Source organism: Sphingobacterium hungaricum (genome assembly GCF_015210005.1).
GTDB lineage: Bacteria > Bacteroidota > Bacteroidia > Sphingobacteriales > Sphingobacteriaceae > Sphingobacterium > Sphingobacterium hungaricum.
Map to the genome: position 1 here is coordinate 3,197,283 of NZ_MU158698.1, position 23,953 is coordinate 3,221,235.

The 23,953-nt window shown below is 40.9% G+C and carries 17 protein-coding genes and 1 tRNA gene; 9 read left to right on the top strand and 9 right to left on the bottom strand.

Going from position 1 to position 23,953, the window contains the following annotated elements; translation table 11 throughout:
• Positions 1 to 23: 23 nt before the first annotated feature.
• The 4 genes from C4F49_RS17205 to C4F49_RS17215 all read right to left on the bottom strand — a co-directional run bounded on the left by C4F49_RS17205 (position 24) and on the right by C4F49_RS17215 (position 4,112).
• Entirely contained in the window at positions 24 to 1,136 is a 1,113-nt protein-coding gene (locus tag C4F49_RS17205) for a sulfatase/phosphatase domain-containing protein (RefSeq protein ID WP_231388354.1), read from the bottom strand.
• Positions 1,129 to 1,728, bottom strand: coding sequence for a sulfatase-like hydrolase/transferase (locus tag C4F49_RS18055; RefSeq protein WP_231388355.1), 600 nt, complete (start codon positions 1,726 to 1,728; stop codon positions 1,129 to 1,131). The genes C4F49_RS17205 and C4F49_RS18055 overlap by 8 nt, the downstream gene beginning before the upstream one ends.
• Positions 1,729 to 2,205: 477 nt before the next feature.
• A complete protein-coding gene (locus tag C4F49_RS17210) occupies positions 2,206 to 3,300 on the bottom strand; it encodes a hypothetical protein (protein WP_196937070.1) in 1,095 nt (364 codons plus the stop codon).
• 11 nt (positions 3,301 to 3,311) lie between these two features.
• Positions 3,312 to 4,112: a sigma factor-like helix-turn-helix DNA-binding protein gene (locus C4F49_RS17215; protein ID WP_196937071.1), complete on the bottom strand. Its 801-nt coding sequence runs from the start codon at positions 4,110 to 4,112 to the stop codon at positions 3,312 to 3,314.
• 478 nt (positions 4,113 to 4,590) lie between these two features.
• Between C4F49_RS17215 and C4F49_RS17220 the strand changes: the two genes are divergently transcribed.
• From C4F49_RS17220 to smc, 5 genes are all read left to right on the top strand, one after another.
• Positions 4,591 to 5,061 carry a helix-turn-helix domain-containing protein gene (locus C4F49_RS17220; protein WP_196937072.1) on the top strand — a complete coding sequence of 157 codons (471 nt, stop codon included), beginning with the start codon at positions 4,591 to 4,593 and terminating at the stop codon, positions 5,059 to 5,061.
• A gap of 636 nt (positions 5,062 to 5,697) precedes the next feature.
• Positions 5,698 to 6,639, top strand: a complete 942-nt coding sequence (locus tag C4F49_RS17225) for a polymorphic toxin type 23 domain-containing protein (RefSeq protein WP_196937073.1) — start codon at positions 5,698 to 5,700, stop codon at positions 6,637 to 6,639.
• 76 nt (positions 6,640 to 6,715) lie between these two features.
• On the top strand, positions 6,716 to 7,369 hold the full coding sequence (locus C4F49_RS17230) for a hypothetical protein (RefSeq protein WP_196937074.1): 654 nt from the start codon (positions 6,716 to 6,718) through the stop codon (positions 7,367 to 7,369).
• A gap of 695 nt (positions 7,370 to 8,064) precedes the next feature.
• On the top strand, positions 8,065 to 8,769 hold the full coding sequence (locus tag C4F49_RS17235; protein WP_196937075.1) for a DUF4397 domain-containing protein: 705 nt from the start codon (positions 8,065 to 8,067) through the stop codon (positions 8,767 to 8,769).
• Between the two features lie 671 nt (positions 8,770 to 9,440).
• The gene (gene smc, locus C4F49_RS17240; protein WP_196937076.1) at positions 9,441 to 12,977 is read left to right on the top strand and encodes a chromosome segregation protein SMC; all 3,537 of its coding nucleotides are present in this window, start codon (positions 9,441 to 9,443) and stop codon (positions 12,975 to 12,977) included.
• Here the strand turns inward: smc and C4F49_RS17245 are convergent.
• Together C4F49_RS17245 and C4F49_RS17250 are read right to left on the bottom strand one after the other, a co-directional pair.
• Positions 12,974 to 13,792 carry a polysaccharide deacetylase family protein gene (locus C4F49_RS17245; protein WP_231388356.1) on the bottom strand — a complete coding sequence of 273 codons (819 nt, stop codon included), beginning with the start codon at positions 13,790 to 13,792 and terminating at the stop codon, positions 12,974 to 12,976. The genes smc and C4F49_RS17245 overlap by 4 nt on opposite strands.
• A gap of 309 nt (positions 13,793 to 14,101) precedes the next feature.
• Positions 14,102 to 14,509, bottom strand: coding sequence for a hypothetical protein (locus tag C4F49_RS17250; RefSeq protein WP_196937078.1), 408 nt, complete (start codon positions 14,507 to 14,509; stop codon positions 14,102 to 14,104).
• Positions 14,510 to 14,963: 454 nt separating this feature from the next.
• Here C4F49_RS17250 and C4F49_RS17255 point away from each other — a divergent pair, with 454 nt between their 5' ends.
• Positions 14,964 to 15,428, top strand: coding sequence for a GNAT family N-acetyltransferase (locus tag C4F49_RS17255; protein WP_196937079.1), 465 nt, complete (start codon positions 14,964 to 14,966; stop codon positions 15,426 to 15,428).
• Positions 15,429 to 15,499: 71 nt separating this feature from the next.
• On the opposite strand, the gene C4F49_RS17260 is transcribed toward C4F49_RS17255, so the two are convergent.
• Positions 15,500 to 15,572, bottom strand: a tRNA-Thr gene (locus tag C4F49_RS17260).
• 255 nt (positions 15,573 to 15,827) lie between these two features.
• Between C4F49_RS17260 and clpB the strand changes: the two genes are divergently transcribed.
• The gene (gene clpB / locus C4F49_RS17265) at positions 15,828 to 18,446 is read left to right on the top strand and encodes an ATP-dependent chaperone ClpB (RefSeq protein WP_196937080.1); all 2,619 of its coding nucleotides are present in this window, start codon (positions 15,828 to 15,830) and stop codon (positions 18,444 to 18,446) included.
• Between the two features lie 868 nt (positions 18,447 to 19,314).
• On the opposite strand, the gene C4F49_RS17270 is transcribed toward clpB, so the two are convergent.
• Both C4F49_RS17270 and C4F49_RS17275 read right to left on the bottom strand, forming a co-directional pair.
• The gene (locus C4F49_RS17270) at positions 19,315 to 20,169 is read right to left on the bottom strand and encodes a flavin reductase family protein (protein WP_196937081.1); all 855 of its coding nucleotides are present in this window, start codon (positions 20,167 to 20,169) and stop codon (positions 19,315 to 19,317) included.
• Between the two features lie 57 nt (positions 20,170 to 20,226).
• Positions 20,227 to 21,207 (bottom strand): fumarylacetoacetate hydrolase family protein, encoded by a 981-nt coding sequence (locus tag C4F49_RS17275; protein WP_196937082.1) that lies wholly within the window; start codon positions 21,205 to 21,207, stop codon positions 20,227 to 20,229.
• 398 nt (positions 21,208 to 21,605) lie between these two features.
• Between C4F49_RS17275 and C4F49_RS17280 the strand changes: the two genes are divergently transcribed.
• Together C4F49_RS17280 and hppD are read left to right on the top strand one after the other, a co-directional pair.
• Positions 21,606 to 22,763, top strand: coding sequence for a homogentisate 1,2-dioxygenase (locus tag C4F49_RS17280; protein ID WP_196937083.1), 1,158 nt, complete (start codon positions 21,606 to 21,608; stop codon positions 22,761 to 22,763).
• Positions 22,764 to 22,822: 59 nt separating this feature from the next.
• Positions 22,823 to 23,950, top strand: a complete 1,128-nt coding sequence (gene hppD / locus C4F49_RS17285; RefSeq protein WP_196937084.1) for a 4-hydroxyphenylpyruvate dioxygenase — start codon at positions 22,823 to 22,825, stop codon at positions 23,948 to 23,950.
• The last annotated feature ends 3 nt before the right edge of the window (positions 23,951 to 23,953 follow it).

Genomic DNA, 23,953 nt, shown 5'->3' on the forward strand with positions numbered 1-23,953 from the left:
TTACGGCTCAATGCAGTCCTTTTCTATAGTTGTTTGTTAAAAATCGCAGCCGCTTCTTTATCCTGATACTGGTCAATCAGGCCCTTTAATTTTTCTTTTAAGTCTTTGGTGACAGCTTGATACGCCTGGTTTCCAAATACGTTGTGAATCTCTTGCGGGTCTTTTTCCAAATCATACAGTTCCCACGTTTCTTGTCCTTTGTAAAAGCGGATTAATTTATAGCGTTCCGTTGTCACACCAAAATGCGGAGAAACGCGATGTGGCTGTGGAAATTCATAATAATGGTAATACGAAGCCTCGCGGGTTTTAACGTTCTTTCCATTTGCTTTCAGCAACGGCAAAAAGGATTGGCCTTGTATGTCTTTTGGAACAGACAATCCAGCGATTTCCAGTAAAGTTGGTGCCCAATCGATATTCAGCACATGCTGATTTAAAACCGTTCCTGACTCCACAACGCCTGGATAGCGAATTACAAATGGCGTTTTAATCGACTCTTGGTACATAAAGCGCTTGTCAAACCAACCATGTTCGCCTAAATAAAAGCCTTGGTCAGAACCATAGATAACGATGGTATTTTCTTCCAAACCATTTGCTTTCAGGTAATCTAAAATTCGTCCGATATTGCGGTCCAGTGCATTGGCTGTCGCCAAATAATCTTTCAAATAGCGTTGGTATTTCCATTCCACGAGCGCTTTTCCAGTCAATTTCTTATCATCAAACTCCTTTGAAATCTTTTCATAGTATGCTTTAAATTTTGCTTTCTGCTCGGGATTCAAACGAATAAACATCCCCCGCAGAAAATACGCATCCAACCGAGCTTCTTGTGCTTTCGTTAATTCCTTATCGCCATACCATCGTTTCTGAAGTTCGCTTCGCTGTTTCTGGATATTCTCATCCGATAATTCAAAGTCCGCATGGATTTTAAGGTCTTCCAGCAGGCGCATGGTCTTATCGATTGTCATGTCTTGGTCTGCCGCCGCTAAGCGCCCATCATAGGAATCATAAAATGTCTCCGGAATCGGAAAATCTAGATGGTCGTAAGCACCCAAATCCTGTATATCCGGAAACCATTCGCGATGCGTAGCCTTCTCCCCGACGACCAAAAAGAAAGGCTTGTCTTTATCCCGATTATCCAAAAAAGAAAGGCTTGTCTTTATCCCGATTATCCAAAAAAGAAGTCGCCAGATCCGTAATGATATTTGTCACATACCCTTCTATCCGCGCTGTGTCGTTCTGCTGATTAATAAATTCAGGATTGTAATAATGACCCTGCCCCGGAAGCACCTGCCAATAATCAAAAGCATCTCCAGGCAGCGAACCCAAATGCCATTTCCCGATCCAAGCGGTTTGATAATCTGCTTGCTTCAGCAAACGGCTAAACAAAGGCTGTTCCACATTAAACTTTTCTTCATTGGCAATATAGCCATTCAAATGGCTGTATTTCCCGGTCAATAGATTTGCACGGCTCGGCCCACAGATCGAATTTGTTACCAAAAAATTGGAAAACAACGCGCCTTCTTTTGCAATCCGGTCAATGTTTGGTGTCTGCGCTAGCTTGTTACCGTAGGCACCGATCGCTTGATAAGCATGGTCATCCGAAAAAATAAAAACAATATTGGGCTTTTGCGGATCCTTTGACTGCGCATTTGCCGAAAGCAGCAAACTCGACGCACTGAGCAATAAAAGCGAGCAAACGAAAGATTTATTATATAGGAAGGTCAGATTCATTTTGAATGGATATGTTTATCAAAGATAATAAAAAGTAAAAAGTAAAAATTCAAAAGTAAAAAGTAAAAAAACTTTCTGAGTGTTAGACTCCGCTAGCGCACGCGTTTCAAAGTAAAAAGTCAAAAGTAAAAAGTAAAAAGTAAAAAAATCTTTCTGAGTGTTAGACGCCAGCTAGCGCACGCGTTTCAAAGTAAAAAGTCAAAAGTAAAAAGTAAAAAAATCTTTCTGAGTGTTAGACGCCAGCTAGCACACGCGTTAATTCCCTTAGCCCCCGAAGGGGGAATTAATCCGGAAAGACTATTCAGCCTCCGCTAGCGCACGCGTTTCGCGTGTGCTTTCTCTGACCCCCAACTCCGCGAAACTCCGAGCCTCCTCCGCGCCACTCCGTGGGACAACTTTCAAATATACCATACGCCAATAAAACCCTTCTTCACTGTTCCCTCTTTCGGGGGCTAGGGGAAACCCTTGCTCCCTTCATCATTCAACAATAACATAAATACCAGCGCGTTCAGCCTTATATTTGATCTTTTCAATCAACCCATAATAGCTCCAGTTACGTAGCAAAAACTCGTCTTCTTTAGCAATTTTTTCCTTAGCGCTCTGGTTCAGCAATAGCAACGTGCCCGCTTCAGATTTCACACAGATATCAATCAGCCTCCGGCTATACAAATGCAGCCTGCTGTCAACATAGCGCCATTCCATTTTCTTAAAATGCGACAGGCATTCCAGCTTCTTCTTGCGTCCACGACCCCCCTTATTAAATGTGCAAGCCTTCTGAAAGCGTCCCCTTGCAGCCTGTATGGACATTCGGCGGTAAAGAAACTCTTCTTTACTCCCGATTTGATGGTATTCCTTCCCTATACATACTGTTATCGGATATTCCATCGAAAGCGATGCCTCGGCGATAATGTGTTCGCTAAGTTTATGCTTTTCCTTGGGCAACTCCAAAGTCAATAGCAGGAATATCTTCCCTTTTACAATCTTGATAGCACTTGTACAGATTTTAATCTGTCCGACCAACGCCTTTTGCAACAGAACCTTTTTGTCGGAGCAATCTTTTCCGAGGTAAGTACGAAAGGGAATTTTAAAAAGCACCAGCTTGAAATTATGCCCCTTTTCGTCATTCTTCAGTTTCACCTGATCGCCCGGAAATGGAATCGGTAAGTCCTGTTTATAGCATTTTAACGATTTCTCCCCTTTCCAGTAAGAAATTCGCTCAGCCGCGAACACCCTGTTCAACGTCATATTCATCGATGATATAATTTTTGACGGCAATTTTCCTTTAAAATAAAGGGATAGAATGCGGTAAGTGGTATTGAGTTTCGATGAGGTAAATATGCCATCCGGATCCTTTTTAAAATCGGCCAATTTTACCTTGACATCATCCCGCAGATAGATCAGGTCTTTGATCCGCTCTTGTATATAATGATGAGACATCACCATATTGGAGCCGCGGTAGACCAAGTCGCGCCAGTCAAATAACTGCTGGTAGTAAGCCAGGCGTTTCTCTTTGTCATTGCAATCCAGATGCAACTGAATTTTTCGCGATAAAATAATAGTATCCTTTTCCATACGCTTCGTTTTTATGCCCTTTTCTTGATTTTCTTGATTTTGCTGTGCGCTTGCACAAAGATCGTTTTGACAGCGGAGCAATGTAGCCCTAAGGCTTCAGAAATCTGCTCGAATGACCATTGCAGCTCATAGCGCATGCGGAAAATTTCCTCCTGTTGTTTATCAAGTGTGCCCTGGAGTACAATCCCCGGAGGCTGGCTCAACAGATTCATTTTCTGAACACTAAAGAACACCGACCGCAAAGTCTCTATCGTTTTTTCGACCTGCAGGCCGACTTCGTATTCGGAAATACCTCCCAAATAGTAAGCGATTCGCTCGTAGTTAAAACTATAGTGAAGACAGAGTTTGATAAACAATTGCTGCTGCTGGCCGAGGCTTGGCAGTAAACTGTTGAGCTTATCGAGCTGTTGCTGTTTTTCCTGCTCCAATTCTTCGCTGTAAATCAGATCCGATTCTTCGTCGTCAGCTGGGTCAATGCCAAGCACAGAATGCTGAAACTCTTGCAGCGCATCCAAACTCAACAAGCTTCGGTAGAACCGATTACCAGACTTTGAATAAAATGCCTGTATCGATACATTGACCTGTAATTTTAAAAAGCTTAAAATATCGCTAGCATCTTTCACCTGTTGCCGGCATAGCCACAAACGCAATAGCGCTTCCTGGGCGATACTTGCCGCCGCACAATCGTCTTTGGTCGCGCGCAACGTTTTAGCGAAAAGATAAGCGTAAAAGCGCTGGTAGAAAAAAGCCAATCCCCTTTCGTCTCCCTCCCGAAGAAAAGAAACGTGTTTTTCCGTCTGCTGCTGGTACATAGTTTTGTTCATAGGTCACCCTTCGTCATGCGCCTAAACAGACCCCGGCAGGCTAGCGGATTTTGTGGAAACCGAGATCCCGTGTTAGGCGAAATATTGCGCCGAATAAATCCTTTTGCTATGGAGATTGAACGAATTAAATATTAGTGTGCAAGCAATAAAACGAGATTGGCAACCCAATGTTAAGCGATAAATTTGTGGTACCGCCAAGGAACGATGTGTATTTTTAAATTAAAAATTTGGCGAGTGAATGCATCCTCACCTTAAGGCGCCACATGTAGCCCCATAGTATTATCATGCTGCCAAAGAAAGGCCCGCGATTTCAATCAATGCTCCATAACTCAAAGAACATTCAGCTATTGCTGTTGGTCACAATAATCCGTAACTTTAGACCAAAGTTATTTCATTATATTTTATTTTTGGATACGGTATCTTACCGATTTACCGGTAAAAAACCAGTCCATAATTTTCGTTGGTTATGAATACTATTTTTAAAGAAAAAAACGACAACATGCACATCGGCCACAACATCAAACGTATCCGAGAAATCCAGGGAATCAAACAAGAAGCGTTTGGACAGCTTTGTCGCAACAAGTATTCGCAACAACGGATTTCGGACTTTGAAAATATGGTTGCGCTAGACGAACCGCTTTTGGACGAATTAGCCACAGCATTAGGCGTAACGCCTGAATTCGTTAAATCGTTTAAAGAGGAAAATGTAATTTATAACATTCAGAATAATAGCAATACTTTTAACGACAACGCTATTGACCAAAGCCATAGCCAACATACGCAACCGACCTTTAACTCCGACGGTTCGGACAAGTTGCTTGCTCTATTAGAGAAATTTATGGAAGACGACCGCGCAAAAACACAGTCCATTTCAGACCTCAGCAAAGCCGTATTGGACTTAAGCAATGAGGTTAAAAAGCTAAAGGAAGGAAAATAGCTATACGGGATCCGGCTTATGCTCTTCCTTTATAATTTTTTGGAATCTCTTCGTAAGAAAAACTCAAAGCTTTTCGCTTAAAGCAATCTTGAATTTTTACTTTTGAATTTATAACCCGTCATTCCGAACTCGTTTCGGAATCTCACATCATTTACCGCCGCAATCATTGCTCCTCACTCCTTCTTACGGCCTAAAGTATTTTTACTTTTGAATTTATAAACCGTTATTCCGACCCACCAGTTGAAGCACCACCCTTTTTTGAATTTTTACTTTTGAATTTATTAACCGTCATTCCGAACTCGTTTCGGAATCTCACTTCACTTGCCCACAAGTCCTTACTCTTTGCGTCTTATTTCCTTCGCTAGCGCACGCGTGTCGCGTGTGCTTTTCCCAATCCCTAGCTCCGCGAAACTCCGTCCATCCTCCGCGATACTTTGCGGAACAGATTTCAAAAATACCTTATGCCAATATTCCCCTTCGGGGCTAGGGGAATCCTTACTCCTTGCTCTTTATTCCTTACTCTCTAAAAACATAACCTCCATCACCCTCATCACAGAATCAGTAGCCCCTGTTGAAAAAAAAAAACACATACCGAATTAGATTATTTAGTAAATTTGATACATCCAATTATTGCATATGAAATTATTCTTTGTCCTTTCCATTATTTTGGCTGGATTAAAACATGCTAATGCTCAAATTTACAAGAACGTTGACAATTTGTATCAGTATGGTGTTTCAAGTTCCATAACAATCGGACTTAAATTTGGTAAAGATGTAAAAATCACAAACAGCTTTTATAGCTACGGAAGTGTAAATTTTGCTGGAAGCATCAATCCCGATTACGCTGGAATTGTAGGGCAAATTGGGGTCAGTGCGACATATAATTTTCTATCGAGTAAAATTGGATCATTCTCCTCACAAATACATTCCAATATACAACCAGTACTTTCTCCAAACAAAGCCAACAAAAGGGAAGATTTTGCAGCTTACAATCAACCATTTTATGGCTTAGCAAATCTGTCCTATCCAGCAGTGAAAAATGTCTATCCAACATCTGTATCTTTAGGAACTGGCTTCATCTGCTTGCTGTCCGAGCCAATGACTATTAAAAGAAAAACACAACAAGTAGGCTCCATTTATTTAAAATTCGGTCACGTTCACGTTTTTTATCAGAATGATGGAGTTTTGTTCAAATTTATGATCGATGGGAAAGATCGTTGGTATACCTCAAGCGTGTTAATAGCTTGGCACTCCAATAAAGAGAATGTAGAAGTGAATAATGCAATCTTCGCCTACAATCGGTTTACTGGCTATTCGCCCAGTAGCTATGAGATTGCTGGAGCTTTAAATAATAATCTAGTGGTTTACGACGATCCCGAACAAACTGCTTTTAATTTAGATTATACAAGGTTTGGGATCGGGTTAAAAAGTAATCAGCAGATTAATTTCAATTTGCTAAACTTTAAATATAAAGGTTTTCAAGGTCAAAAACTGGTTCATCACTTAAGAAATTTTCCTTATCATCCAGACAACTCAAGATCGCACGTTAGTATAGAAACAGGAATAAGAACAAAATAAATTAAAAGCTGTAAGCACTATGAAAACATTATTATTTTTCCTTCCTTATCTTATACTTTTTTTATCTAGTTGTTCAGTGTATACAATACCCTTTGACAGAAAAGAAGACCTTGTCAACTACAAAATTCTAGACACGTTGAATTTTAATGATTTCACATTTTATGCACGCGATGAATTTTATACTTATCTTGGACAACAGCGTCAAACCAAAGTCGGCATTCACTACCTACTAATTGAAAAATCAAACGACTCTTCGCATCGCGTACTTAGTATGGCCCCTATAAAGCCTTTTAGATCAAGATTAAATGCTCCGCAATATGAAAGTAATTTTGATAAGGTAAATTCAGACACTGTGGACCTAGCGAGTTTCATAGTCTTCCAAATGGGCATCTTAAAAGATAATCAAATCGAGTTCTTAAATAATCGAAAAAAGAGAACAAGCCCACCAACTTATTACATCGACACGACAAATACTAATCTTCTTATCAACGAAATAAGTACTGAAAAAACAGGTCGAGTCCAATTAAATAATCATTTTAAAAAAGGAGTTAATTTCCGTAAAATTAACCAAAACGTCATCATCACATTAAATCCTAGAAAGAATTGCGACATTTCCGTTTGGGCTGTCGATAATGAATTTTATGTTACAGATCAGAATATTTTGTTCCAATTTTTATTAAAAACATGTGACAACTATAACTATTTCTCCTTCAAACGCTATCAGGATTAGTCAACAATCCTCGCTCCTTATTCATTACTCTTTAATCCTAAAACATAGCCTCCGTAACTTCCATCACCCTCATCACCCAAACATGAGAATCCCCCTTTCACTCAGATTGACAAACCTACAATCCCTATTTCTTAATCTTTACTCCTTTATCCCAACCCATCGCTAGCGCACGCGTCTCGCGTGTGCTTACTCATCAGTAATCCGCGGAACCAATTTTCAAAAATACCTCCCGCCTATAAACCCATATCAATCCTCCTCACTGTTCCCACTTCGGGGGCTTAGAGTGACAATTCCTTCGAGGGCTAGGGGGAATCCTTGCTCCTTATTCTTTGTTCCTTAATCCAGTTACGGTTTAAAGTCCAGCTCCGCGAAACTCTGTGCCTCCTCCGCGCCACTCCGCGGTCAACCTTTTCAAAATTTAAGACCGCAGAATCCACATAGAAGCCACAAAAGACGCAGATTTCCTTAGTCCCGCTTACAGCCTAAAGCCTAAAGCCTATAGCTACTTAACCCCAATTCAATTGTTCCCCCTTCGGGGGCTAGGGGGAATCCTTACTCTTTGCTCCTTACTCCCTAAAACCCTCATCACCCATTTTCACCGCCTACAGCCTTTTAAATTTTTACTTAAAAAACTGTAGCACCTTCTCCCTTTCCCTCGTATTAGTAGTATTGTTAGAATAAATTATAAAAATGCTATGAAGATAACTACACTTAAACCCCTACTATTTTTAACGCTAGGTATAACCCTTTTTACCAGCTGTTTAAAAGACGACGGAGAATACATCACTCCACCCGTAGCCGCATTCACGATGATCAATGGATACGTCGAAGAACCCGGAGTAATTTACAGAGTACATCAAAATGGATACAACGATCCGCTTTTTCGGTTAAACTATAAATCATACCTAAAAAACACATTGCTGTATGCAGGATCAAGACAATTAAGCATCTATTCCGGAGTCAACAATGCCAAAATCGTTGATACAGTCTATACATTCAAAGACAGCACCTCCTATTCAGGATTTGTATACGGATTGCCAGGCGATGCCAAATTCATTGTCAGCGAAGACAAATCCATTGCCGATTTAGGAGACAATGCAGGACTGCGTTTCTTCCATTTAGCCGACGGAGTTGATGACGTCAACATCACGATTGGAAATGAAACATCACCAGTATTTACAAGAACCGAACAACAAGACAGCACAAACATCGCTACAAATCAAGTATTCGTTGCCAAAGCCAGCGGAAGCACAACCATCGTAGCCAAAAACGCAGCAGGAACAGAAATCGCCCGCCGCGAAAACTACGACCTAAAACCAGGACGCTACTACTCCATCATCCTGATCGGCGACGCAACAAGCACCGAACTGCCTTTGTACATCGGACTGATCGAATACTAAAACAAAATAATCACTATAGCAAAAGGCTTCTCCGGAAGCCTTTTTTTGTATACATCCCCCTTACCCCCAAAGGGGGAATAAATAGCTCATCGCTTACAGCCTAAAACTAATTAGGCCTTTTTGAATTTTTACTTTTGAATTTTGAATTGGACAAGTTCCGCAGAGCCATCCTGAATCCCTGATAAAAGCGGATTTGCAATCCGCAACAGCCCTAAAAACCATCACCTCCATAACCCCCATCACCATCATCACTTAAATAATAGAATCCTTGCTCCTTACTCTTTCCCCCTTATTCCCACTTACAGCCCAGCTCCGCGAAACTCCGTGTCTTCTCTGCGCCACTCCGCGGTCAACCTTTCCATAAAAAAGACCACTAAGAAGACACATAGACACCTTGCCTTTTTAATCTTTTTACTTTCCATGATTGTTCCCCCTTCGGGGGATAGGGGGATATGCCACTCCGCGGTCAACCTTTCCATAAAAAAGACCACTAAGAAGACACATAGACACCTTGCTCTTTATTAACCTTTTTACTTTCCACAATTGTTCCCCCTTCGGGAGCTAGGGGGATAATCCCTTCGGGGCTATTGGGAACAACGCTTACAGCTTACCGCCTAAAGCCTACCGCTTTTTTACTTTTGAATTTTCCTTATCTTTACCCTAACATCACGATGCAGCTAAATAAGTTGGAAATAAAAGGCTTTAAAAGTTTTGGCGACAAAGTCACCATTAACTTCAACGAAGGCATTACCGCCATCGTAGGGCCTAACGGTTGCGGAAAATCCAACGTCGTCGATGCCATCCGCTGGGTTTTAGGCGAACAGAGCACCCGCATGCTCCGGTCAGAGAAGATGGAAAACATCATCTTCAATGGAACAAAAAACCGCAAAGCATCCAATTTGGCAGAAGTCTCCCTATCCTTTGACAACACCAAAAACATACTCCCGACCGAATTCACTTCCGTAACGATTACCCGCAAGCTATACCGTTCTGGCGAAAGCGAATACCGCCTAAATGATGTCAAATGCAGGCTCAAGGACATTACCGACCTATTTTTAGACACAGGCATCGGGGCAGATTCCTATTCGATAATCGAGCTCAAGATGATTGATGAAATCATCAACAACAAAGACAATTCCCGCCGCAACCTCTTCGAAGAAGCATCAGGAGTGTCGAAGTACAAAGTCCGCAAGAAGCAGACATTGAGCAAGCTAAGAGATACCGAAGCCGATCTATCGCGGATTGAAGACCTCTTGTACGAAATCAACAAGAACTTAAAAAGCTTGGAAAACCAAGCCAAAAAAGCCGAGCGATACAGCCAGGTCAAGGAACAATACAAAGAAAAAAGCATCCTGCTGACGCGGCATAAGCTAGTAGATTTTCAGGAAAAACTGCAGCACATCGAACAGCGTGAGCAAAAGCAAAAAGATAAACTTAGCACGTTTCAAGCAACGATTGGACAAGATGAAGCATCCCTGCAGAAGCTGAAATTAGATTTGATAGCTAAAGAAAAAAACCTGTCTGTGCAGCAGAAAGCGACCAATGAGCATATCCATCGGATACGGACTTATGAATCCGAAAAGAAGATAAAGAACGAACAAATGCGCCACTTGGAGGAACGTTCGGCAAAAGTTCAAGAAGAGATAAAGAACGATAGCCAACAGCTCAACCATGTGCAGTACAACCTCAAAAGGTTGCTCGAAGAAAGTTTTATTGAAGAAGAAAAATTACAGAACAGCACCGCTGGCTTTGAAGTCCTGAAAAGCGAACTGGAGGAATTGCGCCTGCAGCAACATAGCGCAAAAGCCAAAGTCGATGCCGCTGCACAGCAGGCAAAAGACAAGCAACAGCAGGTCTATGCTGTCGAAAAGGAACTCACCATCTTAGATATTCAAAAGCAGGCTTTAAAACAAGAATCCGAGCGAGCGATCAATGATTCCAAGTCCCGAGAAACCGAGCTTACGCATTTCACCGCTAAAGTAGATGAGTTGGCAGAACAGCTGGCGACACAGGAAGATTTGCTAACTAGCCTACAGGAACAGGAAACAGATTTAGAAAGCAAAAGACTAAGCCTCACTGCCGAGCTGAATGAGCTAAAGGAATTGTTGACCAAAGAAAGCCGAACGGTTGATGCAAAGCAAAATGAATACAGCCTGACGAAATCACTGGTTGATAACCTCGAAGGGTTTCCTGAATCCATCCGTTTTCTAAAAAAGAATGCCGGCTGGAAGACCGCTTATCCCCTATTTTCAGATATCCTTTTCTGCGAAGAAGAATACCGAATAGCCATCGAAAATTACCTCGAACCGATAATGAATCATTACGTGGTCGATACCTATCAAGATGCGATTCAAGCAATCGACTTGTTAAGAGATGCTTCACGTGGAAAAGCTCATTTCTTTGTCTTAGAGCCAATTACCGAACAGCATGTGGAACAACAGATTAATAAGGATTTAATTCCAGCCTTAGCTGTAGTCTCTTTCGATAGCAAATACAAAAACCTTTGCGAGCTTCTATTACAGAAGGTATTCATCAGTTCGGAAACACAGCTAGCCACTGTACTTTCCAAAGAGAGTGCGACGGATCATGTTATCCTACAAGCGAAAGGAAATTTCACGGTCAATCATGTAAGCGTCAGCGGCGGTTCGATCGGTCTATTCGAAGGAAAGCGCATCGGACGAGCTAAAAATCTTGAAATCCTAGCCAAAGAAATCCAGAAACTCAACCAGCAGATTGAGCATAAAAATGAACAAGCTGTCCTATTGGCAAATAACTTGGAAACGCTTAAGGCTGCGTCCAGAAAAGCAGAAATCGAAGAATTGACTTTGTTGATTAACCGAATAAACAGCGAATACATTGCGATTAAAACCAAGCAAGAACAGTACCTCGGTTTTATGGCGGAGAATAAATCCCGTAAGGAAGCCATCGAATCTAAACTGCTGGATCTAGAACATTCCCTGTCGGAAAATTTCCCCTTGCTCGAATCCCACAAGCGCGCATTTGCGGAACAGCAACTTGTGCTAACCGAACTGCAGGAAAATTATTCTGTGCTTGCAGAAGATGTGGTAGAGAAGTCGAATACCTACAACCAGACCAACATTGCGCAGCACCAACAACAAAATAAAGTCTCTTCAATCCAAAAGGACATCGAATACCGAGAGGCACAGCAGCAAACTTTTGAAGATAGGCTCGAAAAGAACAACAAAGAACTAAAGGTTCTGCAAGCTGAAATGCAGGATGCTTTGCAATTTGTCGACTTGAATGATGTCGAACTGCTTGATTTATATAGCCTAAAAGAAACCTTGGAGCAAGGGCTCAAAGATTTAGAGGAAGAATACCACGAAGAAAAGAAACGTGCGATCGACCTAGAAAGTAATATCCTCGATTTCAGAAAAGAAAAGGATGCTTTAGCTGAGGAAACCGAACTCTTGCGTGATGAGAAAACGAACTTAAAAATCGAGCTTAATGCACTGAAAGAACGCCTATCTGTAGAATTTTCGCTGGATATCGAAGTGTTGCTGACGGAAATGGAAGAAGAACTGACTGGTGATTTCCAACAGATTAAAGCAGAATGCGATGCACTCAAGCGCAGGCTAGATGAATTCGGAAACATCAATCCGATGGCCAAAGAGGCTTATGATGAAATTCTCGAACGCTTCAACTTTATCCAAAAGGAAAAAGACGACCTGATCAGTGCGAAGAACTCCCTGCTGACCACCATTCAAGAAATTGACGAAACAGCCAACCACAAGTTCATGGAATCGTTTAATATTGTTCGCACAAATTTTATTGAGGTATTTAGGTCTTTATTTAATGAGGAAGACAGCTGCGATATTATCCTGAGCGATCCTAAAAACCCTTTGGAATCCGATATCGATATTATGGCGAGGCCAAAAGGAAAGCGTCCTTTATCGATCAATCAGCTTTCTGGTGGTGAGAAAACATTGACATCCACTGCCCTATTATTTTCTTTGTACCTACTGAAGCCAGCGCCATTCTGTATCTTCGATGAAGTCGATGCACCCTTGGACGACACCAACATCGATAAGTTCAACAACATTATCCGCAAATTCTCTGGCCAATCTCAATTTATTGTGGTGTCCCATAACAAACGCACAATTGCCAGCACTGATATCATCTACGGAGTCACCATGGTCGAACAAGGCGTGTCGCGTGTAGTTGCTGTGGATCTAAGAGATGTCGCTTAATACTTGAACGGATAATCCCGCATAAATTCAAACGTATAATCTTTATGCTGCTGCAAACTATCCAGCAAAGCACTAAGCTGTTTCTGTCCTAATTTATTTTGGAACATATCATCATGCATCAACAGAACAACGTTATTTGGGAATAACGAACTCTTATTATTCATATAATTCTTAATGCGCGTATACACTTGGTCAACAGTCTGAACAGGTTTTCCGGTCACGCCATTAATGCGCCATTCCACATCCCATCCATAGATTTTATAACCATGGCTATAAAGCATATCTGCAGTAGAACCGCCAGTCGAAAGGTCAACACGTCGTATATCATCAAAATACCAGATATTACGTCCCGGCATGCGGACAATCTTATACTTCAATTCTAAATCCTTCTCATTGCGGTCGAAATCCTCAAAAGCGCTCTGTGGATTGCTGTAGAAAAACTGAAACCGATTATTTGCATGGGTAAAGCTATGGTTATAGCAGTCAACCAACGGATTGTTATAATAAATCTGGTAAGATTTATTCAAATGCTTACTCATGTGTGCATGTTTGCCAATCAAAAATGCATTTATTTTTATATTTCTAGCCGTGATAATTGAATCGATTGCTCGGCTTCCGATCAAAGGGCCGTCGTCAAATGTCAAATAAATATGTTTTGGCTTAGTATCCAATACCCGTCGCAACGAATCAGTTATTTTCCGATTAGTTAAAACCAGAGGCTTTTTCGGCACCGTATCCTTAACCGCAACGATACGTAGCGAATCTGAATCTTTTGGAAGGATCGGCAGTGCATCTAACGCAGAATCAATAGTCAAAGGGTCAATAACAACAACAGGCTGCTCTGTTGGAGTATCGATTTCATTACTCGTTTTAGTTTGCTTATTTGTAGTGGTTTGTGGTTGACATGAAACAAATATGAAAAGAAAAACTATACACTTGGTGAGTATTCTGCACTGATTATGACTGCTGCCCATTTGAAATAAAAATCCCTAATTAATTTCTGCAAAAATAGGTAATAATTTAACAAAACAAGTTAAAGTTTTTAATTTGTTTTTAAAAAGAAAGAGAGCACACGAATAGGCGTGCACCCTCTTGCTAGTAATGATTTAGGCTCTACAAACTTTCTACTTTTTCTTGCTTTTCTTTGTGTTTTTCTTTTTGTCTTTTATGCTAACTTGACTGCGGTCTTTCGCGTATTTTGAATACTTTGCTTTGTCCGACGCATGGCTATTCCAAGGATTTTTATTGTTCATGACAACTTTGTAAGTTTTGTTCATGTCCACATTCGCATAGCGGCTCGGTAATTTGGACTTGTGCACCCAGGCATTATTTTCCCAATATACGTAGCGCTTATTGACAACGTCGAAATAAACATCGATCTCAGGCAAATAATAATACTCCACATAATCATAACCTGAAGGCCCCCAATCTGGCTGAATATTCAAGTTGACACTCACTGCTACTTGCGCCTTTGCTGGCGTCACGAAGGAGATTATACCTAGTATAATTCCCAAATAAATCATTTTTTTCATCTTTAGCTTTATTGTAGATGGTACTTTAGTGTAGCATCTTGTCGTAAAGACTTGCCCTCCATAGAAAAGGATTAATCGGCAAGACACTGCAAAATCGTAACAAATTAAATACCAAAACACCCGAAAAACAACACATTAAACAACTGATTATCAATATTTAACCTAAGATTTAGTTTTGTTGATTTTATCAATAAAAAACTAACCAATAGTTCTAAACAATTCGTAAAGCGAAATCCAAATCGGAATAAAAATGTATGTCAAAATGTATATTTTTTGATTCGATAAAGAAAAATAAATGGATGATGTATTTTCTCGTAGCTAGTTTAGGACAATGTGGCTTTCGCATAGCTCCAGAAATAAGGTATCTTAGTCGTGTGGGGGAAATAATGAAATCATAAATATAGGATAAATCAATGGCTTGATAAAAGCAATGATCTACTAAAATAGAAGAAATATGAGTTTAACATTTAAAATTGCCGAAATAGAACAGGTATCCGAGATTGTACGATTATTAGCTGAAGATAAGTTAGGCAAGCAGCGGGAGAATTATACGGAACCCCTGCCCGACGTGTATATAAATGCCTTTCGAGCAATTTCGCAAGACCCAAATCAAGAACTGATTGTTGTGTTCAATGCCGAGAATGAACTCGTCGGAACATTGCAGCTTAGTTTTCTTCAATACCTGACTTACCAAGGCGGACTGAGAGCACAGATTGAGGCAGTTCGCATTCGAGAACAAGACCGTGGTAAAGGATCTGGAACTTTATTCTTCGAATGGGCGATTGATAGAGCTAAAGAAAGAGGTGCGCATCTCATTCAATTAACGACAGACAAACAGCGGCCAGAAGCCTTAGCATTTTATAAGAAATTAGGTTTTACCAATTCCCATGAAGGAATGAAGATGCAGCTAAAAGCCTGAACAAGCTGATTCTCTTTCCAAAAGAAATCAAATCGTTAAACTAAAAAGTTAATGGGGAATAGCATATTTTGAGCCTCCTATCGGAATCGAACCAATGACCTACTGATTACAAGTCAGTTGCTCTACCTGCTGAGCTAAGGAGGCTTTTTGAGAGCCACAAATATCTGATTATTGATAAATAATTCAAAATATATTTGAAAATAAATTAACGCTGACAATTCTTACCCTAATTACCAGGGATTTAGCTAAATTTAGTTTAGAAAACTTACCGTAAGTGCAATATTGTCAGGTGAATACAAAAGTATAAGACAAAATTTCATGTTAACAGATTCAAAACCGAAAGGGCATATAAATTGTTATTCATATAGGGTAAATACAAATCTAACATAACACATAAAAATGAATTTTAACAACTATACAATTAAAGCTCAAGAGGCTATACAAAAAGCCTCGGAAATAGCTGTTGGAAATCAGCAACAAGCTATTGAAACTGGCCATATATTAAAAGCATTGCTCACTGTCGATGAAAATGTAACCAATCATTTACTGAAGAAACTAAATGCGAATGTCAATTACATTTCTTCCGAAGTGGATAAAATCATCGAATCATATCCAAAAGTTAGCGGAAGCAATGTGTACCTAAGCAACACGGCCTCTTCTGTTCTTCAAAAAGCACAGTCTTATCTAAAAGAATTCAATGATGAGTTCGTATCCATTGAACATATTCTAATAGGGCTTTTAAGTGCAAACGATAAGGTTTCAAATTTATTAAAAGACCAAGGGGTAAATGAAAAGGACCTTAAAAAGGCCATCAAAGAATTGCGTGGCAATACACGCGTGACCGATCAGAATGCAGAAGCAACATACAATGCCTTAGGGAAATATGCGCGTAATCTCAACGAATATGCAGAATCTGGGAAACTGGATCCCGTAATTGGCCGTGATGAAGAAATCCGCCGCGTAATGCAGATCCTATCAAGGAGAACAAAGAACAACCCAATTTTAGTGGGTGAACCTGGTGTTGGTAAAACGGCAATTGCGGAAGGAATTGCGCATCGCATTATCCAAGGGGATGCACCCGAAAACTTAAAAACCAAAACGGTGTTCTCGCTCGATATGGGTTCTTTGATCGCTGGTGCAAAATACAAAGGCGAATTTGAAGAACGTTTGAAAGCAGTCGTTAAAGAAGTTTCAGACAGTAACGGAGAAATCATTCTCTTTATCGATGAAATCCACACCTTGGTGGGCGCTGGTGGCGGTGAAGGTGCAATGGATGCAGCGAATATTCTTAAGCCTGCTCTGGCGAGAGGAGAATTGCGCGCGATCGGTGCAACGACCTTAAATGAATACCAAAAGTATTTTGAAAAAGACAAAGCGTTGGAACGTCGTTTCCAGAAAGTCATGGTCGAAGAACCGGATACGCAAGATGCGATCTCAATTTTAAGGGGATTGAAAGAGCGTTACGAAACACACCATAAGGTGCGTATACTTGACGAGGCGATTATTGCAGCAGTGGAATTGTCACAGCGCTACATTACCGACCGTTTCTTGCCGGACAAAGCAATTGACTTAATCGACGAGTCGGCTTCTAAATTACGTTTGGAAATGGATTCCGTGCCCGAAGCTGTCGACGAATTGGACCGCCGCATTATGCAGCTTGAAATTGAGCGCGAAGCAATCAAACGGGAAAATGACGATAAGAAGGTCGCTGAGCTATCAGAAACCATTGCGAATCTATCTGCTGAACGGGATTCCTTAAAAGCAGCTTGGCAATCGGAAAAAAGCTTAGTTGATCAGGTCAATCAAGAGATTGAGAATATAGAAAACTTCAAATTGGAAGCCGATCAGGCCGAACGTGCCGGAGATTATGGCCGCGTAGCGGAATTGCGCTATGGTAAAATCAAGGAAGCGCAAGATCAGGTCGACAAGCTGAAAGCTGAATTGGCAGAGAAGCAATCTGGCAGCCGCATGCTGAAAGAAGAAGTGACTTCCGAAGACATTGCCGATGTTGTTTCGCGATGGACAGGCATTCCAGTGAATAAAATGATTCAGTCTGAGCGTTCCAAATTATTGAATCTCGAAGGCGAATTGCACAAACGTGTTGCCGGACAAGATGAAGCGATTGAAGCCATTTCAGATGCGATCCGCCGTTCGAGAGCCGGTTTAAATGATGCTAAAAAACCGATCGGCTCGTTTATCTTTTTAGGAACTACGGGTGTTGGTAAAACGGAATTGGCGAAAGCGTTGGCTGATTACTTATTTGACGACGAACAGGCCTTGGTACGGATTGATATGTCGGAATACCAAGAACGCCACGCGGTATCGCGTTTAATCGGTGCGCCTCCAGGTTATGTGGGTTATGATGAAGGCGGTCAACTGACGGAAGCCGTCCGACGCAGACCGTATTCGGTAGTGCTGTTAGACGAAATCGAAAAAGCGCATCCGGATGTATTCAATATTCTGTTGCAGGTTTTGGATGATGGACATTTGACCGATAACAAAGGTCGTGTGGTGAATTTCAAAAACACGATCATCATCATGACCTCGAATCTAGGCTCGCACATTATCCAAGAGAATTTCGCAACGCTAAATGACGATAATCGTGATGAAGTCATTGCGAAAACCAAAGATGAAGTTTTCGAAGTCTTGCAAAAATCTATCCGTCCAGAATTCCTAAACAGAATTGACGAAGTCATTATGTTTACGCCATTAAGCAGGGATGAAATCGGTTCGATTGTACGCATGCAATTTACGCGCGTACAGAAACAGCTGGCTGAGCAGAATATCTTCTTAACCGCAACGGATGATGCATTGGATTGGTTAGCACAATTAGGTTATGACCCGATTTACGGAGCTAGACCTCTAAAACGTGTTATCCAGAAACGGATCTTAAATGAACTTTCCAAAGAGATTATCTCTGGAAAAATCACCAGCGACTCCATCATCCAATTGGATGTATTCGACGGACAGTTTGTGTTCCTCAATAAAAATGAAGAAGTCACTGAAGACTCCAAATAATAATTTTAATTTTTCAGAAAACAGCCAGCGCAATCGCTGGCTGTTTTGTTTTGCTTTGCAAAGTAAAAAGGAAGAAAGACTTACAGTAGTTAGTAGTTAGTATATAGTAGTTAGTATATAGTATTTAGACCTGCCTTCCGCAATAGTTCCCCCTTTGGTGATTAGGAGGATTTAACTCCGCGAGACTTTGCGCCTCCTCCGCGAAACTCTGTGGTTAACCTTTCTAAAATAAAAGGACCACAGAAACCACGGAGAAGGCACAAAAGACACAGAGAAAAAGTAAAAAGTAACAAATGTCGAATGATTGCTTTCCGAAATAGTTACCCCTTCTGGGGGTTAGGGGGATTTACCTCCGCGAAACTTTGCGCCTCCTCTGCGAAACTCTGTGGTTAACCTTTCTAAAATAAAAGGACCACGAAAAAATTCAAAAGTAAAAATTCAAAAGTAAAAAAAGTAAAAAGCCTGCTTTCCGCAATAGTTCCCCCTTTGGGGGTTAGGGGGATTTAACTCCGCGAAACTCAGCGCCTTCTCTGCGAAACTCTGTGGTTTACCTTTCCAAGTCAAAAGACCGCAGAAAACACAGAGAAGGCACAAAAGACACTGAGAAAAATTCAAAAGTAAAAAATGTAGAAAGATTGCTTTTCGCAATAGTTCCCCCTTCGGGGCTTAGGGGGATTTAACTCCGCGAAACTCAGCGCCTTCTCTGCGAAACTCCGCGGTTAACCTTTCCAAAATAAAAAGACCACGGAAACCACGGAGAAGGCGCAAAAGAAACTGAGAAAAAGTAAAAATTAAAAAGTAAAAAGTAAAAAATGTCGAAAGATTGCTTTCCCCAATAGTTCCCCCTTTGGGGGTTAGGGGGATACCCCTAAACCGTTCTCAATAGGACACGCCAAGCTTCAAAAACTTTACCCTCATTAAGATATGCCGCAGCAACTTGATGGATTTTATCCACATCCGACTCCTTGCAACAGTTTACATTGGGAAGAATTTCTTCCACAGCCGGAATACGCTCCACATTCGCTAGCATAGCCAATTGATTTCCAGTAAGTATAGATGACTTCCGAATACTTTCGGGCAATTGGTCTACCCCTATTCCTAAATTGCGCAAAGGCTTTGGCACTTCGAAAAGATTTTCTTGTGTAACCCGGCAATACCAATCGCCACCCAATCGAGCAACCAAATCTAGTTTGTGCTGTTCGATGGTATTCGTCGAAGACAAATACTCATCCTGCACATGCATGCAAAGGATTTCCGCCAAGACTAAATTTCCTGCGCCAGGAAGATTGCTTAGTGGAATGACTTGATTGACCTTACACTCAAGCTGTACCGGAGATTCCGCAACACGTGGAGGTTTGACCAAGGTCGAAGCTATTGGCGTCAAGCCAGATTTCTCAAACTCATTAATGCCTTTTGCATATTCCGTACTCGCTAACGATTGCTGTTGGACGATGGCATAGTTCACCAAATTGATAACCACCTCAGGAACTTCTTGTATATTTTCAAGCGTATGTTTGGTCGAACCATCGCGCATGCGTCGCAAAGGCGAGAATACGCATATTGCTGGATTATGCGACATCAAGTTAAAATAGCTAAACGGACTTAGATTGACTTGCCCTTCCCTGTCAATTGTACTGGCAAAGCAAATTGGCCGAGGTGCAATTGCATATTTTATTAGGTTATCAAAGATTGCCGAATCGTCTTGCGCTGTAAATGTTGCCATCGAAAATTAATTAGTAAACGTATGATTAAAATGCCTTCATCTTCTTCAAATGAAATTTTAGCTCTGCGACGAAACCAAAGAAACGGTATTGCTTAATGTCCCCAAACCTTCAACTTCCATTACAACCTCATCGCCAGGCTGAAGCCATTGCTCTGCATAATTAGGGTCATTCAGCTTTCCTGTGCCATTTAATTCTAAAAAACAGCCTGTACCGACCGTCCCCGAACCAATCAAATCACCGGGAAATAAATCAACTCCGTCCGATGCACGTTCAATAATCTCTGCGAACGTCCAATGCATGCTCGCCAGATTTCCTGATGATACTTCCACGCCGTTCACCGAACAGCGCATGGGCAAATCATAGCAAATTCCGACATGCCCTTCTGGAGCATCTACTTCGTAAGCCGTCAACTCATCTTTAGTTACCAAATAAGGGCCTATCGCGCTAGCAAAATCCTTTCCTTTTGCCGGTCCGAGATTTAATTTCATTTCATCCATTTGTATTTTTCGGGCGCTCAAATCATTTAGAATCATAAAACCAGCAATGTATTCATCGGCTTTCGATGCCGGAATGTTTCTCCCTTTTTTATTGATGACTAGAGCGACCTCCAATTCAAAATCAAGCTTTTCAAAATGATGAGGTAAGCAGTCAATCCTTCCTGAACCGAATATCGCCCGATGATTGGAAAAGTAAAAAACTGGAAATAAATCGAATTCAGGAATCATTTCCAACCCGCGGTTTCGGCGCGAAGTTTCCACATGTTGCCGAAAAGCATATGCATCGCGGAAGGAACCGGGATATGGAACAGGAGCTAACAAAGTCAGTTCCGATGCACCATGAGATGGATATACATTTTCATCTTGTTCCAACTTTTGCTGATACCCTGCCAATTGATTCATCGCTTCTTCTCCCTCTTTGAGAAATTCATCCATCGTCAATGGAAGCGATTCTGATAATTCTGAAGTCAGGTAATACCGTTCTTTATAAAAAAGGCCAAGCTGTTCGGCTTGATTAAACAAACATGAAATTATGCGCATATCGTCATTTTAAGAAATGATTACCATAAATTAGTCATAACAAATATAGGGATGATTTCAGATTCGCAATAGAATTTCTAAAATAATGAAAAGTAATTTCATCAATATTTAGCGCACAGCAATTGATGAGATGAAACGATAAAAAAATCATCTTTGATTTTGAATTATAAAAATAAATACTGTAACTTTAATTAAATTATAAATTTAAACGTTCCCTATGTGCGTTCATGGAGTTTTTTTCCAACAATTATCTTTCGGCATGATTGCATTTACAAAAGCAATGATTGCTGACCTCGTATTTGCGCAATACTAATTTTTTTATTTCGGGCTTTTTTATTTAAAGCAACTCCAATCTCCTACAATTTCTTGATTTTTTAACTGACTTAATTTATTTTGTTATGTCATTTTACCATAAACTTGGGAATATCCCAACTAAAAGACACACCGTATTTCGGAAGCCGAATGGTGAACTTTATGCGGAAGAATTGGTTTCAACGCATGGTTTTTCGAGCGTTTACTCATTGGTCTACCATTGCCATCCGCCTACGTTGGTCAAACAGATTGGCACTCCTTACAACGTCGCTCCAAAAATCGCTTTGGAAAAACATTTAAAGCACACGAGTCTAAGAGGCTATCAGGTCGCACCAGTAGATGATTATCTAGAAAGCAGAAAACCTGTATTAGTCAATGCGGACTTGCATATTTCTTTGGCTTCGCCAAAAAAATCAATGACAGATTACTTCTATAAAAATAGCCAAGCTGATGAAATCGTTTTTATCCACGAAGGCTCTGGAAAGTTGAAAACCGGCTATGGCTCAATTCCATTTTCTTATGGAGATTATGTCATCATTCCGCGAGGAACAATCCATCAATTTGAATTCGACAGCACGGAAAACCGCTTGTTTATCGTCGAATCTTTTTCACCGGTGCGCACACCAAAACGCTATCGCAATGAGGTCGGACAATTGATGGAGCACGCGCCATTCTGCGAACGCGATATCCGCGTTCCACAAGATTTGGAAACCTTTGATGAGCATGGTGATTTTCTAGTCAAGATAAAGAAGCAAGGTTTGATTTACCCCTACACTTACGGAAGCCATCCTTTTGATTTTATAGGTTGGGATGGATATCATTATCCCTATGCATTTTCCATTCATGATTTTATGCCAATAACTGGAAAATTGCATCAGCCCCCTCCCGTTCACCAGACGTTCGAAACCGATACTTTCGTGCTCTGCAGTTTCTGCCCGCGTCTCTACGATTATCATCCAGATTCCATTCCTGCGCCTTACAACCATAGCAATGTCGATTCAGATGAAGTCTTGTATTATGTCGATGGAGATTTTATGAGCCGTAAATCTGTTGAAAAAGGACAGATTACCTTGCATCCAGGTGGAATACCTCATGGCCCACATCCAGGCGCAGTCGAGAAAAGCATTGGTCAAACCAAAACCGATGAATTGGCCGTCATGATTGACCCATTTCGCCCTTTAATGCTTACAGATGATGCATTAAAAATTGAAGACCCAGATTATTATAAATCATGGCTTAGTTAATGTATAATTCTCAAATCTATTGTCTAATATCTAAATACTAACTACTATATACTAAAAATATGTCACAAACTTTTGCAGAAAAAATTGCTTTAGCAGAAGATTTTCTACCCATCAATGGAACAGATTTCATTGAATTTTATGTTGGAAATGCAAAGCAAGCAGCACACTATTATAAAACAGCATTCGGCTTTCAATCCGACGCTTATGCCGGCCCGGAAACAGGCATTCGCGACCGCGCTTCTTATGTTCTGAAACAGAATAAAATACGCTTGGTATTGACGACCGCGCTAAAGTCCGACTCTCCAATTGCAGAGCACGTCAAAAAACATGGCGATGGTGTAAAAATCCTTGCCTTATGGGTTGATGATGCATTTAAATCCTTTGAAGAGACAACCAAACGTGGCGCAAAAGTCTATCAAGAACCTACGATTACGACGGACGAACATGGCGAAGTGCGCACAGCAGGAATATACACGTACGGTGAAACTGTTCATCTTTTTGTTGAACGCAAAAACTATTCAGGTGTATTTATGCCTGGTTATGAACCTTGGATAAGCGATTATAATCCTGAAGATGCAGGCTTACTGTATGTCGACCATTGTGTAGGCAATGTCGGATGGAACAAAATGAATGAAACTGTTGAATGGTATCAGAACGTGATGGGGTTTGTCAATATCCTTTCATTCGATGACAAACAGATTAACACCGAATATTCCGCTTTGATGAGCAAGGTCATGTCCAACGGAAATGGCTATGTGAAATTCCCAATCAATGAGCCTGCCGAAGGCAAAAAGAAATCGCAGATTGAGGAATATTTGGACTATTACGAAGGCGAAGGCGTGCAACATGCTGCATTGGCAACACATGATATTGTCAAAACGGTTAAAGCTTTGAAAGCACGTGGCGTCGAGTTTTTAAGTGCGCCGCCAGAAGCGTATTATGAATTGTTGCCTGAGCGTGTAGGACAAATCTATGAAGAGATAAAAATCATTCAAGACTTGGGGATTTTAGTTGATTGCGACGAAGAAGGCTATCTGTTGCAGATATTCACAAAACCTGTGGAAGACAGGCCTACCCTTTTCTACGAAATCATTCAGCGGAAAGGAGCCCAAAGTTTTGGAGCAGGGAATTTTAAAGCCCTTTTTGAAGCCATTGAAAGAGAACAAGAAAAACGCGGAAACTTATAAGAA

Excerpts from the sequence above, each read along its gene's own strand:
- C4F49_RS17220 (WP_196937072.1), top strand. The coding sequence starts at position 4,591 with ATGAATACTATTTTTAAAGAAAAAAACGACAACATGCACATCGGCCAC.
- C4F49_RS17270 (WP_196937081.1), bottom strand. The coding sequence starts at position 20,169 with ATGGCAACATTTACAGCGCAAGACGATTCGGCAATCTTTGATAACCTA.
- C4F49_RS17250 (WP_196937078.1), bottom strand. The coding sequence starts at position 14,509 with ATGAAAAAAATGATTTATTTGGGAATTATACTAGGTATAATCTCCTTC.
- C4F49_RS17235 (WP_196937075.1), top strand. The coding sequence starts at position 8,065 with ATGAAGATAACTACACTTAAACCCCTACTATTTTTAACGCTAGGTATA.
- C4F49_RS17275 (WP_196937082.1), bottom strand. The coding sequence starts at position 21,207 with ATGCGCATAATTTCATGTTTGTTTAATCAAGCCGAACAGCTTGGCCTT.
- C4F49_RS17225 (WP_196937073.1), top strand. The coding sequence starts at position 5,698 with ATGAAATTATTCTTTGTCCTTTCCATTATTTTGGCTGGATTAAAACAT.
- smc (WP_196937076.1), top strand. The coding sequence starts at position 9,441 with ATGCAGCTAAATAAGTTGGAAATAAAAGGCTTTAAAAGTTTTGGCGAC.
- clpB (WP_196937080.1), top strand. The coding sequence starts at position 15,828 with ATGAATTTTAACAACTATACAATTAAAGCTCAAGAGGCTATACAAAAA.
- hppD (WP_196937084.1), top strand. The coding sequence starts at position 22,823 with ATGTCACAAACTTTTGCAGAAAAAATTGCTTTAGCAGAAGATTTTCTA.
- C4F49_RS17255 (WP_196937079.1), top strand. The coding sequence starts at position 14,964 with ATGAGTTTAACATTTAAAATTGCCGAAATAGAACAGGTATCCGAGATT.
- C4F49_RS17210 (WP_196937070.1), bottom strand. The coding sequence starts at position 3,300 with ATGGAAAAGGATACTATTATTTTATCGCGAAAAATTCAGTTGCATCTG.
- C4F49_RS17280 (WP_196937083.1), top strand. The coding sequence starts at position 21,606 with ATGTCATTTTACCATAAACTTGGGAATATCCCAACTAAAAGACACACC.
- C4F49_RS17215 (WP_196937071.1), bottom strand. The coding sequence starts at position 4,112 with ATGTACCAGCAGCAGACGGAAAAACACGTTTCTTTTCTTCGGGAGGGA.
- C4F49_RS18055 (WP_231388355.1), bottom strand. The coding sequence starts at position 1,728 with ATGAATCTGACCTTCCTATATAATAAATCTTTCGTTTGCTCGCTTTTA.